The following is a 14283-nucleotide window of genomic DNA, read 5'->3' as shown; positions in this document are numbered from 1 at the left end:
CTCAGGTAGGCCCGGTGCACCTACCTGAGGGGCGCGGGGAACTGCGCGACAAGCCACGACGCACCCGCGGCCGCGATCGCATCCTCGCCACCCCTAAGGGAGCGTCAGAACCGCCACGGCCCCGCCGTCGATCGCGTTGCCGAACGACAGCCGCGCGCCCAGCACCTCCGCCTGCCCCGCCGCGATCGTCAGCCCCAGCCCGTGCCCCTTGGTGGCGCCCTCCGTCCGGAACCGCTGGGGGCCGTGGGCCACCAGGTACTCGGGGAACCCGCCCCCGTGATCCCGTACGGTGACCTTCTTCCCCTCCACCGTCAGCACCACCGGCGCCCGCCCGTGCCGGTGCGCGTTGGCGACCAGGTTGCCCAGCACCCGTTCCAGCCGCCGCCGGTCCGTCTCCACCCACACGTCCCGTACGACTTTCACCTCGGTCTCCGTCCCGGACGCCCGCACCACCCGCTCGGCCAGCGCGCCCAGCGCCTCCGCGTCGGTCTCCAGCCGCTCCCGGCCGGTGTCGAGGCGGGAGATCTCCAGCAGGTCCTCGGTGAGCGTGCGCAGCGCGGCGACCCGGTCCCGCACCAGTTCCGTGGGCCGGCCCGGAGGGAGCAGTTCCGCCGCCGCGTGCAGCCCGGTCAGCGGCGTCCGCAGTTCGTGCGCCACGTCGGCGGTGAACCGCTGCTCGCTCAGCAGCTTGCGCTGCAGCGACGCGGCCATCCCGTCCAGCGCCGCGGCGACCGCGGCCACCTCGTCCTGCGGCCGGGTCGGGTCCTTCGTCCGGGGATCGTGCACCCGCGCGTCCAGGTCGCCGGCGCTGATCCGCCGCGCCACCTGCGCGGTGCCGTGCAGTCGCCGGCTCACCCGGGTCACCGCGAACGCGCCGACCAGCAGCGTCGCCCCGATGGCGAGGGCCGACGACCACACGATGGAGCGGTCGAGGCCGTCGATCGTACGGGCCTGCTGGGAGTAGTCGACGGCCACCGCCAGCGCCTGGTTCCGGTCGGCCGGGCCCGCCGCCCACATCGTGGGGCGACCGTCGTCCCTGGTGACCATCGTGCCGCGCTCTCCGGCCACCGCCAGCGCCCGCAGCCGCGGCGGCAGCCCCGCCGGGTCGATCGCGGAGCCCGGCAGCAGCGCGTCGCCCGCCTCGTACGCCGTCGTCGCGTCCGCGAGCCGGGACAGTGCCTGGTCACGGGCCTGTGCGACGGTCTGGTCGGTGACCGACACATGCACGAGCACGCCGAGCAGCGCGGCCAGCGCACAGCACATCACCGTAATGAACGCGGCCGACTTCGCCGCGAGCGTCCCGGCCCAGCGGGGGAGCCTCATCCCGCACTCGCGGAGGCGGCGGCAGCGGGGGAGGAGGCGGAGGGGGCCGGCGTCCGGCTGTGGCGTGCCTTGCCGGTGCGCAGGAACTCGTCCCGGGAGAACACCATCGCCTTCTGCTCCGGATCCCACACCCAGGTCGTCCGGTACTCGTACCCGGTGATCCCGGCCGGCGACCGCACGATGACCGTCCGCCCGGCCAGCTCGACGCCGATGATCGCGTCGTCGTCCTCCAGCACCTCCACCAGCCGGTGCTTCTCGACGGTGTACACCCGCAGCGCGGTCTGGTTGGTCGGATACAACCGGAAGCCGAGCGTCAGCTCCTCCCGCCCGTCCCCGGTCAGATCCCGGTAGTAGGGCTTGAGCAGCGGACACCGCGCCCCGCCGCCCCCGGCCGCGCACTCCTTCATCCGGTTCGAGGTCTCGTGGTAGGCGCCCTTCGATCCGTAGTCCGCCGAGCCCGAGGCGATCTCCGCCCGTACGACGGCCACCGGCTCGACCCTGCGGATGTCGTCGCCGGGAACCGTGACGCCCTTGACGGTCTGCGCGCTGCCCTCGTCGTAGGGCCAGGCCGGGCTGGACGCCGGCCGAAGGTCGGGCCAGAGCTTCACGGGGCTGACCGCGGTCGGGGTGGCCCCGGCTGCCTGGAGCCCGCCGGAGTCGCCACAACCGGCCACCGCCGTCGCCAGCAGGGCGACGGCGGCCGCGGCGAGGGCCTGACGGACGGGACGACGGGTCGGCACGCTGCTCCTGGGCGGTTCGGGGGGTGAGGGTCTCGGGGCCCCGTACACCTTATTCGCAGATTCGTAGGGAAGTCCTTTTTGCACCCCGGGGTGGCCGGTGCAGGGGAGAGGCTACTCGGCGAGTTCCTCGAGGAGCCGGGCGGTGGAGAGCCCGGCCCGCAGATAGGCGACGAACAGCTCGTTGTGCAGCGCCCAGGGCGAGCGCCGGGCCCGCACCAGCCGTATCGCCTCCTCGGCCGAACGCCCCCGGTGCACCAGCGCGTGCGCGATCACCAGCCCCGACCGGTTGTACCCGCTGTAGCAGCGCACCAGTACCGACCGGCCGGTGTCCAGGGCGTCGCTGGCGGCCCGGGCGAGGCGCATCACGCCCGCCAACTGGGTACCGTCCAGCGGCCCGTCGGGAATCGGCCACACCTGATGCTCGACCCCGGTGTCCGGCCCGTGCCCGGGCAGCCGCAGCAGACTCTGCACCAGATCGAACTCGTCCCGTACGACAGCGGGCTCCAGCCGCCCCGCACGCCCCCGGAACTCGTGGCCGCCCATCCACAGTCCGGGCAGCACCTCGCTCCACGGGCTGTCCGGAGCCGGAACGTCGTACTGCTCCCCATGGATCCGCACCGGCGCCTCCCCGCTGCGCGCGCCAACCCCCTGTCAAAGGTAGCGGGGTTCTTGCCCGCGGAGCACCCCGCCTGTTCCCATGGTCGAGGGGTGATGCCGAAATGAGCGGACTGCGCGTCGTGCCGACCTGGCGCCAGGGCCGGGAACGGCTGTACGTCTGCCTCACGGACGGACGGAACATCGCCTGGTACGACCGTGCGGCGGGCCGGGTCAACCTGCTCAGCGAGGAGCGCCAGGACGACGTACTCGAAACCCTGCGGCCGTTCCTGACCGGCCCGGTCACGATCGGGCCGCCACCGGTGCCCACCCCCGCCGAACTGGCGCGGCTGACCCTGCACCCCGACGACGACCTCGCGCCCAACCGCCCCGGCGAGGCGCTGCTGATCGCTCTCGACCGGGACCCCGGCCCGGCCCACCGCCTCCGCCCCGACCCGCGCCGACGCGCCCTGACCGCCGAGCAGACCGTCGGCGACGCGCTGGACCGTCTGGACGGCGCCGGCTGGCACGCCCTGCACTCCGTCCCGCTCCCCGGCGGCGACCGCCTCCACCATCTGCTGATCGGCCCCGGCGGCCTCTTCTGCGTGCACGCGCTCTACGCCCGCAAGCAGAAGGTCCTGGTCGCCGACCCGATGGTCACCCTGGGCCGCCGCGAATCCCGGCCGCTGCTGCGCCGCCTGCGCGCGGACGCCGACCGGGCCTCCTACGCCCTGACGGCCGAGGTCCACCCGGTCCTGGCCCTGACCGACCCGGCGGACGTCGTGCTGGCGGTCCCTCCCCGCGAGGTCCGCGTCCTCCGTGACCGGGACCTGGAGGGCCTGTCCCGCCTGGGCGGAGTCCTCAAACCGGCGGACGTCGAGGCACTGCACGCGATGGCGCGGGACCGCAACACGTGGGGGAGGCTGTAACTCCCGGCCCGTGCGGCCCGCGGAGCCCCCCGTTCACGGCAGCGGCGCGGCCCGTCCCGTGTCCAGCAGCGGCGCCAGCAGGTCCCCGTACTCCTCGACCCGTCCCGCGATGTCCCCGGCCCGGAACTCCAGGTCCTCCGGCCGCCGGCACTGCGCGACCTCCTTCCAGGTCACCGGCGCCGACACCATCGGCTCCCGCCGCGCCCGGACCGTGTACGGGGTCGCCGTCGTCTTCCGCCCCGCGTTCTGGCTCCAGTCCACGAACACCTTCCCCGGCCGCAGGCTCCGCGTCATGCGGTGCACCACCAGTCGTGGCAGTGCCCGCTCCGCCGCCACGGCCAGCTCCTTCGCGTACTCGCTCACCCGCTCGCTGGACGCCCCCCGCACCCCGGCCAGCAGATGCAGCCCCTTCGACCCGGCCGTCTTGGGGTGCGCCTCGATCCCGTCCGCGGCCAGCCGCTCCCGCAGCCAGAGGGCGACCTCGCAGCACTCCACCACCGTCGCCGGAGCCCCGGGGTCCAGGTCGAAGACGATCCGGTCGGCCTCGTCCGGCGTCCGCACCAGCCACTGGTGCGTATGGAACTCGGTGACCAGGTTCGCCGCCCACATCAGGCTCGGCAGGTCCTGCACCAGCACCATCCGGGCCGCCCCTTCCGACCGGCGCACCTCGGCGGTGGTGACCCACTCGGGCGTACCCGGCGGCACGTTCTTGGTGAAGAACACCTGGCCGTCAGGACCGTCCGGGTACCGGAGGAACGAGACCGGCCGGTCCCGCAGATGCGGCAGCAGGACCTCGGCCGACGTCGCGTAGTAGTGCAGCAGCTCGCCCTTGGTGAACCCGCTCGCCGGATACAGCACCTTCTCCAGGTTGCTGAGCGCGACCCTCCGTCCGTCCACCTCTGCGATCGGCGTCATACGATGACAATCTCATACAAACGACGGGTATCCGGACGGAAGGAAGCCGCAGGTGCGATCCATATGGAACGGCGCGATCTCCTTCGGTCTCGTCAGCATCCCGATCAAGCTGGTGAACGCCACGGAGAGCCACTCGATCTCCTTCCGTCAGGTCCACACCGAGGACAACGGCCGGATCCGCTACCGCAAGGTCTGCGAGCTGGAGGACCGCGAGGTCACCCAGTCGGAGATCGGCAAGGGGTACGAGGACGCGGATGGCACGATCATCCCGATCACCGACGACGACCTGTCCCACCTGCCCCTCCCCACCGCCCGCACCATCGAGATCGTCGCCTTCGTCCCGGCCGACCGGATCGACCCGCTCCAGATGGACGCGGCGTACTACCTGGCGGCCTCCGGCGCCCCCGCCGCGAAGCCGTACACGCTGCTCCGCGAGGCCCTGAAACGCAGCCACAAGGTGGCCATCGCGAAATACGCGCTGCGCGGCCGGGAACGCCTCGGCATGCTCCGGGTGGTCGGCGACGCCATCGCCATGCACGGCCTGCTCTGGCCGGACGAGGTCCGCGCTCCGGAGGGCGTCGCCCCCGACGTCGACGTCACCGTCCGCGACAAGGAACTCGACCTCGCGGACGCCCTGATGGACACCCTCGGCGAGGTCGACCTGGAAGACCTGCACGACGAGTACCGGGCGGCCCTGGAGGAGGTCATCGCGGCGAAGGCGGCCGGCGAGGCCCCACCGGAGACCCCCGAACCGGCGAAGGGCGGCAAGGTGCTCGACCTGATGGCGGCCCTGGAGAAGAGCGTCCGCGCGGCGAAGGAGTCGCGGGGCGAGGAGCCGCGGGGCGAGGAGGCTGAGGTCACGCCGATGCCGAGCGAGAGGCCGAGGGCGGCGGCGGCGAAGAAGACGGCGGCGAAGAAGACGGCGGCGAAGAAGGCGACGACCGCGAAGGCGACGACCGCGAAGAGAGCGACGGCCGCGAAGACGTCCGCCGAGAAGTCCACGACCGAGAAAACCACGGCCAGGAAGTCAACGGCCAGGAAGTCCACGGCCAAGAAGACGACGGCGAAGAAGTCGCCGGCCAAGAAGGCGGTTTCATCTCGCAAGCGCTCCGCGTGAAAACGCCCTCGCCGGGTGTCGCGGTGCCGTGTTCGACGGGCGTCCGGGCTTCTCTGACGGCCCGTCACGATGCGTTCTCCGACGCCGCCCGGACCTCGGTCGCGCACCGTGCCCGAGGGTCGCCGAGCCGCGTCATGCTCGTCATCGCCTAGCAAAATAATGCATATTTCAACATATCGGTTGGATCTGGTGAGGTAATGGCGCAATGCTGAGTGATAAGGGAGGGGTCGCCACGCGGCGGGCAGACCGGCTCGCAGACCGGCTCGTTCTCACCTGTGAAGGCATTGTCATGCGCGCTCTGCATTTCCACCCCTTCGGTAGAACTCACGTCCTGTCACTGACCCAGGCACGCGCCCCCGCGGGCCCCGTGACGGAGGTCCGCAGGCCCGCCGATCCGGCCAGGGCCGCCTCGGGCCCGCCGGGCGGGACACCCGCCGCCGGTAGGGCTCGCCGGCTCTCCGCCGGTGAGTGCGGGCTGCTGCTGATCAGGCTGACCTTCGGGCTGCTGATGGCCGGCCACGGTGCGCAGAAGCTGTTCGGCATCTTCGGAGGGCCGGGCCTGGCGGCCACCGGCAGAGGCTTCGACGCCCTCGGCTACCACCCGGGAAAGCTCTTCGCCGTGATCGGAGGTCTCTCCGAACTCGCCGGGGGCCTCGGTCTGGCCGTCGGACTGTTCACTCCGCTGGCGTCCGCCGCCATCATCGGCGTGATGATCAACGCCATGGTGACCGTGAGCGGTGCCCACGGCCTGTGGATCCAGAACGGCGGAGTCGAGTACAGCGTCGCCATCTGCATCGTCGCCCTCGCCCTCGCCGCCATCGGCCCGGGCCGGGTGTCCGTCGACCGGTTCTTCCCGTGGCGCTCGGGCGGCTGGCCCGCTGCCGCCGTCGCGCTCGGTCTGGGCGGTATCGGTGCCGCGATCGCACTGAGCATCTGAACGCGTCCCCACGGCGGATCGCCACCACGGTCGGGGGCCGTGGTGGTGGTCGTACGCTTGAGGGGCAAGAGCCCGGGCTCACAGCTGGGAGGGCTGGGACGATGCTCAGCACGCATATCCCCGACCTGGCCGCCCTGGAACTCCTGCTCGGGGTCGCTCGGGAAGGCAGCCTGAACAGCGTCGCCCGCAAGGCCGGCGTGAGTCAGCAGGCCGTTTCGGCGCGGATCCGCGCGATGGAGGCACAGACCGGGGTCACCCTCGTGCACCGGACTCCGCGCGGGTCCAGCCTGACCGTCGAAGGCGTCATGATCGCGGAGTGGGCCGCCCGGCTGCTGAACGTCGCGGCCGAAATGGACGCCGGGATCACGGCACTGCGGGCCGGCCAGCGGGCCCGGCTCCGGGTCAGCGCCAGCTCGACCATCTCCGAGATGCTCCTGCCCGGCTGGCTGGCGTCCTTCCGCGCGGAGACCCCGCAGGGCAGGCACGCCCCGGAGATCGTATTGACCTACGCCAACACCGCCATGGTCATCACCCATGTCACCGAGGGCCTCGCCGACATCGGCTTCACCGAGGGCCCGCGCGAGCCCGCCGGGCTGCACGGCAGGGCCGTCGGCCACGACCGGCTCACGGTGGTCGTCGCGCCAGGCCACCCGTGGGCAGGCCGTCGGCCCGTCGGCGCCGCCGAACTGGCCGGCACCCCGCTGGTGAGCCGGGAGAGCGGCTCCGGTACCCGGGACACCTTCACCGCCGCGCTGACCGCCGTACTCGGCCCCGGTGTCCCGCAGGCCCCAGCGGCGCTGTCGCTGTCCACCACCGCGGCGATCCGCTCGGCCGCGCTGGCCGGTGCGGCGCCCGCGGTCATCAGCGAACTCGCCGTCGCCGACGACCTGGCCAGCGGCCGGCTCGTCGCGGTCCAGACACCGGAACTGGACCTGCGCCGGACCCTGCGCGCCGTCTGGGACGGCGCCACAGCCCCACCCAGCGGCGCGGCCCGCGACCTGCTCGCCCACATCCTGACCCGCCAGCACCAGCACCAGCACCAGCACCAGCACCAGCACCAGCATCAGCACCAGCACCGTCGCGCGACCGGACCCACTGACCGGGGGCGGTAGGGGGTCGTAGCGCGGTCTCGGATCGCCGTTGCGGCTGTCACGGGTGTCACGGCCCGTCACGGGTGTCACGGCTGTCACGGGCCGTTGTCGCTGGTGTGTGTCGTGGCCGCTCTACGTGGCGCGTTGCGGGCTGTCGGGCTGTCGGGCTCTCGGTGTCGGCCTCGTGCGCAGGACCGTCCACCGGCTCGGGTCGATCCGGGCGTGGCCGCGGTGCGGTTCGGTCGTTCGGCCGCTTGGCCTGTCCGTCCGTCGATGCCTGCGATCCGGTACAAGCCCGGCTTGTACCCCGGCAAGGGTGAGGCCACTACCAGCGGCTTTCCGCGGCTGCGAGGGTCGAAGTACCCACCCCACCACCGCCGGAGGGAACGCCATGAGCACCGGAACGACCGCACGACAGGACACCGCCCCCGACCGCGCCGACCGCCCCGCCCGCCCCGCACCGTCGACGCCGCCGATCGCGTTCGTCGGCACCGGCCGGATGGGCGGCCCGATGGCCGCCCATCTGGCCCGCGCCGGCTTCGACGTACGGGTGTGGAACCGGACCGCCGACCGCGCCGCACCCCTCACCGGCGCGGGCGCCACCGTAGCGCCCAGTGCGGCGGCGGCTGTCCGGGGCGCCGGAATCCTCGTCACCATGCTGGCCGACGGTCCCGCCACCGAACAGGCGGCCACCGGGCCCGACGGATTCCTGGCCGACGCACCCGGGCTGGTCTGGGCGCAGATGGCGACCGTCGGAGCCGACTGGACGGCCCGGTTCGGCCGCCTCGCCGCCCGCCACGGGGTGACGTTCGTGGACGCCCCGGTCTCCGGCAGCGAGGGCCCGGCCCGGGCCGGGCAGCTCATCGTGCTGGCCAGCGGTCCGGACCGGATGCGGAACGTCCTCGCCCCGGTGTTCGGCGCCGTCGGCAGGGCCACCGTCTGGCTGGGCCCGGCCGGCGCCGGCACCAGCGCCAAGCTGGTGCTCAACAACTGGCTCGTCGACCTCGCCGAGACCACCGCGGAGACTCTCTCCTTCGCCCGCCGGCTCGGTCTGGACCCGACCGCGATCGTGGACCTGCTGCAGTCGACGCCGCTCGGGGCGCCATACGCCGTGCAGAAGGCCACCACCATGCTGACCGGTGACTTCACCCCCGCGTTCGCGCTCAAGCACGCGCTCAAGGACGCCGAGCTGGCGGTGCAGGCCGCGCAGGCCAGCGGTACCGAACTCGCGCTCACCCAGGCGCTGCTGCCCCGCTGGCGGCACGCCGCGGCGAGGCACGCCGACGACGATCTGGCCGCGGTGTACACCGCCGCCTGACCAGCCACACAAGCCCTGTGCACGGGCTGCGCAGGGCCCCACAAGAGAGGACCCCGGTGATGACCGCAGCAGCTGGGCCGGCCACCCGAAGTGACCCGGAGAAGGGCCTGACTCGGCCCCCCGGGGACACGATCCCGACGGCAGGCACACCGGCCCCCGCCCCTGCCTCCGCGCACCAACGGCTGGGACTCGCGCTGATCCTCGTCGCGTCCTTCATGGTGGTGCTCGACTTCAGCATCGTGAACGTCGCCCTGTCGTCGATCCAGCACGAGCTCGGCATCTCGGCCGCTTCGGTGCAGTGGGTGGTCACGGCCTACGCCATCACCTTCGGCGGGCTGCTGATCCTCGGCGGCCGCGCCGGGGATCTCTACGGGCGGCGGCGCCTGTTCATGGCCGGGATCGGCGTCTTCACCGCCGCGTCGCTGTCCGGTGGGCTCGCGCACGATCCGCTGCTCCTGATCATGTCCCGCACGGTGCAGGGCTGCGGCGCCGCGATGGTCGCGCCCGCCGCGCTCTCCCTGATCACCACGGGCTTCCCCGAAGGCCCCCGGCGCACCCGCGCGCTGGGCCTGTACGGGGCGACGGCGTCGGTCGGCTTCGTCGCCGGACAGGTGCTCGGCGGTGTCCTGGTGGAGTTCTTCAGCTGGCGCTCGGTGTTCCTGGTGAACGTCCCGGTGGGGCTGGCCGCCCTGCTGCTGGCCCCCCGTCTCCTGCACGAGTCGAGGCTGCGCCGGGCCGGGCGGCACCTGGACACCGTCGGCGCGACGCTCATCACGGGAGCCGTCGCCGCGCTGGTCTTCGCGGTCTCCCAGGCCGGGGTGACCAGCGTGGGATCCGCCGGCGTGCTGGTTCCGCTCGGGCTCTCGGCCCTGGCGACCGTGGCGTTCTTCGCCGTCGAGCAACGGCGTGCCGATCCGCTCGTGCGGCCCGCGCTGCTGCGCACCCGAGGGCTGCGCAGTGCCGGCACCCTGATGATGCTGCTCGGCCTGTGGAACGGCGGGGAGATGCTGGTGCTCTCCGTGTACCTCCAGGGGGTCCTGCACATGTCCCCGCTGGCGGCCGGCCTGGTGATCGCCCCGCAGGGCATCGTCGGCCTGGCGACCGGGTTGCTGGGCGCCCGGCTGGCGCGACGCGTGGGGATCCAGCGGGTCCTGGTGCTGACCGCCCTGGCCGCCACCGCCGGCTTCCTGGTCCTGACCCAGCTCCCGACGGGCGGCGGCTACCGTCTGCCGCTCGCGGCAGTGGTCCTGGTCGGGTTCGGCACCGCCGGTACGGCGTTCGGAAGCATGGTGACCGCCAGCAACGGCATCGCCGACCGCGACCAGGGCCTGGTGGGCGGCGTGGTCAACATGAGCCGCCAGCTGGGCGCCGCGCTGGGAGCGGCGCTGCTTCCCGCCATCGCCGACGCGGTGGACCGCACGGGCCACAGCAGCATGGCGGTCGGCGACCGCGCCGCGATGCTCGCCGGCGCGGCGGCGGCCGGCCTCGCCACGCTGGTGGCCCTGCGGACCCGGCAGGAGTCCCCCCACACCCCGTCCGCCTCGGAAGTCACCTCGAAGGCCCTGAACCCGAACCCGGCCTGACGGACAGTCCCCCCTCGTGTGCGCGCGTCGACGGTCATCGACGAGTGAGAGAAGCGCCGGGCAGCCGCCGGGCCTCTCGTCGCAGGGGAACCGGCGAACGCTGAGGCGGACGGACCGACATGCCCGCCACCGCTTGGGGGCCGGGCACGGGCAGGTCACCGGGACCTCCCGGTCCTCGCTCCACGTGTGGCCTCCCCGGCAGTGGTGAGCCACGCACCTGCCGCCGACGCGACTGGTCAGCTCTGGCAGGCACATCCGGCGGCGCTCTTGGCCGTACTGACGGTGATGGACGGGTCGGCTGCCCGCTCGGCCGGTGTGCAGCACGCGGTGACGCCGCAGCAGGAGCCGTCCGCCGACGAGGTCGCGGCGGTGTCCGGGACGGTGGAGGTGGTGGGCTTGGCCGCGCGGATGATGGCGGAGTGCATGCCGTCGGCCACGGAGTGGGTCGGGGTGATCTCGATGTCCGTGAAGCCGGCCGCCGCCAGTCCCCGGCGGTATTCGGCGAAGGACAGGGCCCCGGCGATGCAGCCGACGTAGTCGCCGCGCTCGGCCCGCTGGCCGGCGTCGAGAGTGTCATCGGCGACGACGTCCGAGACGCCGATCCGGCCACCGGGCTTGAGCACGCGGAAGGTCTCGGCGAACACACTCGGCTTGTCGGTGGACAGGTTGATCACGCAGTTGGAGATCACGACGTCGACGGTGTTCGCGGGAAGCGGGATCGCTTCGATGGTGCCTTTGAGGAACTCCACGTTCGTCGCGCCCGCCTTCTCGGCGTTGGCCAGGGCGAGGGCGAGCATCTCCTCGGTCATGTCCAGTCCGTACGCCCTGCCGGTCGGGCCGACGCGGCGGGCGGAGAGCAGGACGTCGATACCGCCGCCGGAGCCGAGGTCGAGAACGCTTTCGCCCTCGCGCAGTTCGGCGACGGCGGTGGGGTTGCCGCAGCCGAGCGAGGCGGCGACCGCCTCGGCGGGCAGAGCGTCGCGCTCGTCGGCGTCGTACAGGGCCGAGCCGAAGTTCTCGTCGACCTCGACCGGCTGCGGCCCGCAACAGGCGGTGCCGCCCTCGGTGACCTGCACGGCCGCCGCCGCGTACCGCCGGCGGACGGTCTCGCGCAGGTCGGTGGACTGCTCGCTCATGACTCACTCCCAGGTGACGGGCCGCAACACGGCCCGGAACGGCTTGTATTGACGTTCGTTGATGCAACCTTGCGCCTTGGATCGAAAAACGTCAACATAGAGCTATGTCGAAACAAGAGCTTGAGGTGATCGGCCAGGACACCGCCTGCTGCCCGGGCCTGTCTGCCGCGCCGCTCGACGAGGATCGGGCGGCCGACCTGGCGAAGGTCTTCAAGGCCCTGGGCGACCCTGTCCGGCTGCGGCTGCTGTCGATGATCGCCTCGCGCGGCGAGGGCGGCGAGGGCGGCGAGGTCTGCGTGTGCGAGCTGACCCCGGCCTTCGACCTGTCCCAGCCGACGATCTCCCACCACCTCAAGCTCCTGCGGCAGGCCGGTCTCATCGACTGCCAGCGTCGCGGCACGTGGGTGTACTACTGGGCGCTGCCCGGCGTGCTGGACCGGCTCGCCGCGTTCCTGACCACTCCACAGACCGCCGGAGCCTACGCGTGAAGAGTCCACTCGGCCGCCGTGTCGCCGCGGAGGCGATCGGGACCGGACTTCTGGTGACGGTGGTGGTCGGCTCCGGCATCCAGGCCACCGACCTGTCACACGACGTCGGCGTGCAACTGCTCGCCAACTCCCTCGCGACGGTCTTCGGCCTGGGCGTGCTGATCACCGTCTTCGGGCCGGTTTCCGGCGCGCACTTCAACCCGGCCGTCACCCTCGCCGCCTGGCTCACCGAACGCCGCACGTCGGACGGGTTCACCCTGCGGGACGTCGCCGCGTATGTGCCCGCCCAGATCACGGGGGCGATCGGCGGCGCGATCCTGGCCGACGCGATGTTCGGCGAGCCGCTGGTGAGGTTCTCCACCCACGACCGCTCCGCCGGACACCTGTGGCTGAGCGAGGTCGTCGCCACGGCCGGGCTGATCCTGCTGGTCTTCGGCCTCAGCCGGACCGGCCGTGCCGCGCTCGCGCCTGCCGCGGTGGCCTGCTACATCGGGGCCGCCTACTGGTTCACCGCCTCCACGTCGTTCGCCAACCCGGCGGTGACCATCGGCCGGGCCTTCACCGACACCTTCGCCGGGATCGCGCCCGCCTCCGTCATCCCGTTCATCGCCGCCCAACTGCTCGGCACCGCTCTCGGGCTCGGCGTCGTGGCCGCCGTCCATGGCCCGCACGCCGCCCGCGCCCGAGGCGAGACCGGCGTCCCGGGCAGCGAACCCGAACCCGTCTCCTCCTGACCGCGCCCCGAGAAAGTCACCCGTCATGAGCACTTCCCCCTCGCGCCCGTCGGTGCTGTTCGTCTGCGTCCACAACGCCGGCCGCTCCCAGATGGCCGCCGCCTTCCTCACTCACCTCGCGGGCGACCGTGTCGAGGTCCGCTCCGCCGGCTCGGCCCCCGCCGACACCGTCAACCCGGCCGTCGTCGAAGCGATGAGCGAGGCCGGTATCGACATCTCCGCCGAGACCCCGAAGATTCTCACGGTGGAGGCCGTCCAGGCGTCCGACGTCGTGATCACCATGGGATGCGGCGACACCTGCCCCGTGTTCCCCGGCAAGCGGTACCTCGACTGGCAGCTCGACGACCCGGCCGGCCAAGGCGTCGAGGCCGTCCGCCCGATCCGCGACGCGATCGAGACGCGCGTTCGCGCATTGATCGCGCAAGTGGCACCCGCCTGAGGACCGGCCCGGGTCCGCCCGGCATCGCCACCCACCGGATGCCACCGAGGTGGGATCGATGCCCCGTCGAGGAAGTCGCAGACGTTGCCGGCCATCTCGGCCATCTCGGTGATCTCGGCCATCTCGGCCAGGGCGGTAGTGAGCGGTCTGTCGCTCTCATCGCTGGTCGGTGTGCCCACCTGCGCAGGTATCGGGTATGCCGAGTCATGGCCGAGTGAGGACGCGGGGTCGGAGGAGTGCGAACGAAGCCTGGCCGTGACGCTCTGACAACCACCGTGGTAGGCAAGGCGGATGCTTGGCCGACTTCCTCTCGATGAGCAACTCGAGGGCTTGCGCTCCGCCCTCTCCCGGAACGAGATCCTGACCGAGGTGATGACCAGGGCGGCAACACTTGACTTGCCCGGCTGGTACGTGACGGCGGGCTGCCTGTTCCAGACGGTGTGGAACGTGGTCACCGGCAGGCCCCCGGCCAACGGCATCAAGGACTACGACATCTTCTACTTCGACGACAGCGACCGCTCCTGGGAAGCAGAGGATGCCGTGATCAAAGCGGGTCACGAGGTGTTCGCCGACCTGCCGGCCGAGGTGGAGATCCGCAACGAGGCCCGCGTGCACCTTTGGTACGAGCAGAAGTTCGGAGTGCCCTGTCCGCCGCACGGGTCCACCGAGGCCGCGATCGACTGCTTCGCCGCGACGACGTGCTGTCTGGGCATCCGGCTGGCATCCGACGGAGGATGGCGCGTGTACGCGCCCCATGGGCTCTCCGACATCTTCAACCTCGTCGTTCGGCCCAACTCGGTCCTTGCCCCACGGAAGGTCTACGAGACCAAGGCAGCACGCTGGCAGGAGGAGTGGCCGGAGCTCACAGTCCTGCCATGGCCAGACTGACGGTCAGACGCTTCACCTCAAGGACAAGATGCAACGGCCCACCCAGAGCGA

General features: G+C 72.3%; 15 protein-coding genes. 10 read left to right on the top strand and 5 right to left on the bottom strand.

Features of this window, described 5'->3' with window-relative positions; all coding sequences use genetic code 11:
* Positions 1-93 precede the first annotated feature (93 nt).
* The 3 genes from AB0N16_RS37115 to AB0N16_RS37105 form a co-directional block, all read right to left on the bottom strand.
* Positions 94-1323, bottom strand: a complete 1230-nt coding sequence (locus AB0N16_RS37115; protein WP_365804639.1) for a HAMP domain-containing sensor histidine kinase — start codon at positions 1321-1323, stop codon at positions 94-96.
* A complete protein-coding gene (locus tag AB0N16_RS37110; RefSeq protein ID WP_365804637.1) occupies positions 1320-2063 on the bottom strand; it encodes a hypothetical protein in 744 nt (247 codons plus the stop codon). Before AB0N16_RS37110 ends, AB0N16_RS37115 begins: the two co-directional genes overlap by 4 nt.
* Positions 2064-2174: 111 nt before the next feature.
* Positions 2175-2681: a dual specificity protein phosphatase family protein gene (locus AB0N16_RS37105; protein ID WP_365804635.1), complete on the bottom strand. Its 507-nt coding sequence runs from the start codon at positions 2679-2681 to the stop codon at positions 2175-2177.
* Between the two features lie 101 nt (positions 2682-2782).
* Here AB0N16_RS37105 and AB0N16_RS37100 point away from each other — a divergent pair, with 101 nt between their 5' ends.
* The gene (locus tag AB0N16_RS37100; RefSeq protein ID WP_365804633.1) at positions 2783-3586 is read left to right on the top strand and encodes a nuclease-related domain-containing protein; all 804 of its coding nucleotides are present in this window, start codon (positions 2783-2785) and stop codon (positions 3584-3586) included.
* 33 nt (positions 3587-3619) lie between these two features.
* Here the strand turns inward: AB0N16_RS37100 and ligD are convergent, their stop codons facing one another.
* Positions 3620-4501 carry a non-homologous end-joining DNA ligase gene (ligD, locus tag AB0N16_RS37095; RefSeq protein ID WP_365804631.1) on the bottom strand — a complete coding sequence of 294 codons (882 nt, stop codon included), beginning with the start codon at positions 4499-4501 and terminating at the stop codon, positions 3620-3622.
* A 52-nt stretch (positions 4502-4553) separates the two neighbouring features.
* On the opposite strand from ligD, the gene AB0N16_RS37090 reads away from it, so the two are divergent.
* The 5 genes from AB0N16_RS37090 to AB0N16_RS37070 all read left to right on the top strand — a co-directional run bounded on the left by AB0N16_RS37090 (position 4554) and on the right by AB0N16_RS37070 (position 10547).
* Positions 4554-5618 (top strand): Ku protein, encoded by a 1065-nt coding sequence (locus AB0N16_RS37090; RefSeq protein WP_365804629.1) that lies wholly within the window; start codon positions 4554-4556, stop codon positions 5616-5618.
* Between the two features lie 475 nt (positions 5619-6093).
* Positions 6094-6555 (top strand): DoxX family protein, encoded by a 462-nt coding sequence (locus AB0N16_RS37085; protein WP_365804655.1) that lies wholly within the window; start codon positions 6094-6096, stop codon positions 6553-6555.
* A gap of 101 nt (positions 6556-6656) precedes the next feature.
* Positions 6657-7667, top strand: a complete 1011-nt coding sequence (locus AB0N16_RS37080; protein ID WP_365804627.1) for a LysR family transcriptional regulator — start codon at positions 6657-6659, stop codon at positions 7665-7667.
* 370 nt (positions 7668-8037) lie between these two features.
* On the top strand, positions 8038-8964 hold the full coding sequence (locus AB0N16_RS37075) for an NAD(P)-dependent oxidoreductase (RefSeq protein WP_365804625.1): 927 nt from the start codon (positions 8038-8040) through the stop codon (positions 8962-8964).
* Positions 8965-9023: 59 nt separating this feature from the next.
* Complete coding sequence (locus tag AB0N16_RS37070) at positions 9024-10547, top strand: MFS transporter (RefSeq protein ID WP_365804623.1); 1524 nt, start codon at positions 9024-9026, stop codon at positions 10545-10547.
* A 236-nt stretch (positions 10548-10783) separates the two neighbouring features.
* Here AB0N16_RS37070 and arsM read toward each other — a convergent pair whose 3' ends face one another.
* Positions 10784-11683 (bottom strand): arsenite methyltransferase, encoded by a 900-nt coding sequence (gene arsM, locus AB0N16_RS37065; RefSeq protein WP_365804621.1) that lies wholly within the window; start codon positions 11681-11683, stop codon positions 10784-10786.
* Between the two features lie 104 nt (positions 11684-11787).
* Between arsM and AB0N16_RS37060 the strand changes: the two genes are divergently transcribed.
* From AB0N16_RS37060 to AB0N16_RS37045, 4 genes are all read left to right on the top strand, one after another.
* Entirely contained in the window at positions 11788-12171 is a 384-nt protein-coding gene (locus tag AB0N16_RS37060) for a metalloregulator ArsR/SmtB family transcription factor (RefSeq protein ID WP_365804619.1), read from the top strand.
* Entirely contained in the window at positions 12168-12905 is a 738-nt protein-coding gene (locus AB0N16_RS37055; protein ID WP_365804617.1) for an MIP/aquaporin family protein, read from the top strand. Before AB0N16_RS37060 ends, AB0N16_RS37055 begins: the two co-directional genes overlap by 4 nt.
* Before the next feature lie 25 nt (positions 12906-12930).
* On the top strand, positions 12931-13344 hold the full coding sequence (locus tag AB0N16_RS37050) for an arsenate reductase ArsC (RefSeq protein WP_365804616.1): 414 nt from the start codon (positions 12931-12933) through the stop codon (positions 13342-13344).
* A 291-nt stretch (positions 13345-13635) separates the two neighbouring features.
* Positions 13636-14232 (top strand): nucleotidyltransferase family protein, encoded by a 597-nt coding sequence (locus AB0N16_RS37045; protein WP_365804614.1) that lies wholly within the window; start codon positions 13636-13638, stop codon positions 14230-14232.
* The last annotated feature ends 51 nt before the right edge of the window (positions 14233-14283 follow it).

This window comes from Streptomyces sp. NPDC051105, assembly GCF_040682795.1.
Classification (GTDB): domain Bacteria; phylum Actinomycetota; class Actinomycetes; order Streptomycetales; family Streptomycetaceae; genus Streptomyces.
The sequence above is the reverse complement of the archived record's forward strand: the minus strand, read 5'-3'. Positions and strand labels throughout refer to the sequence as shown.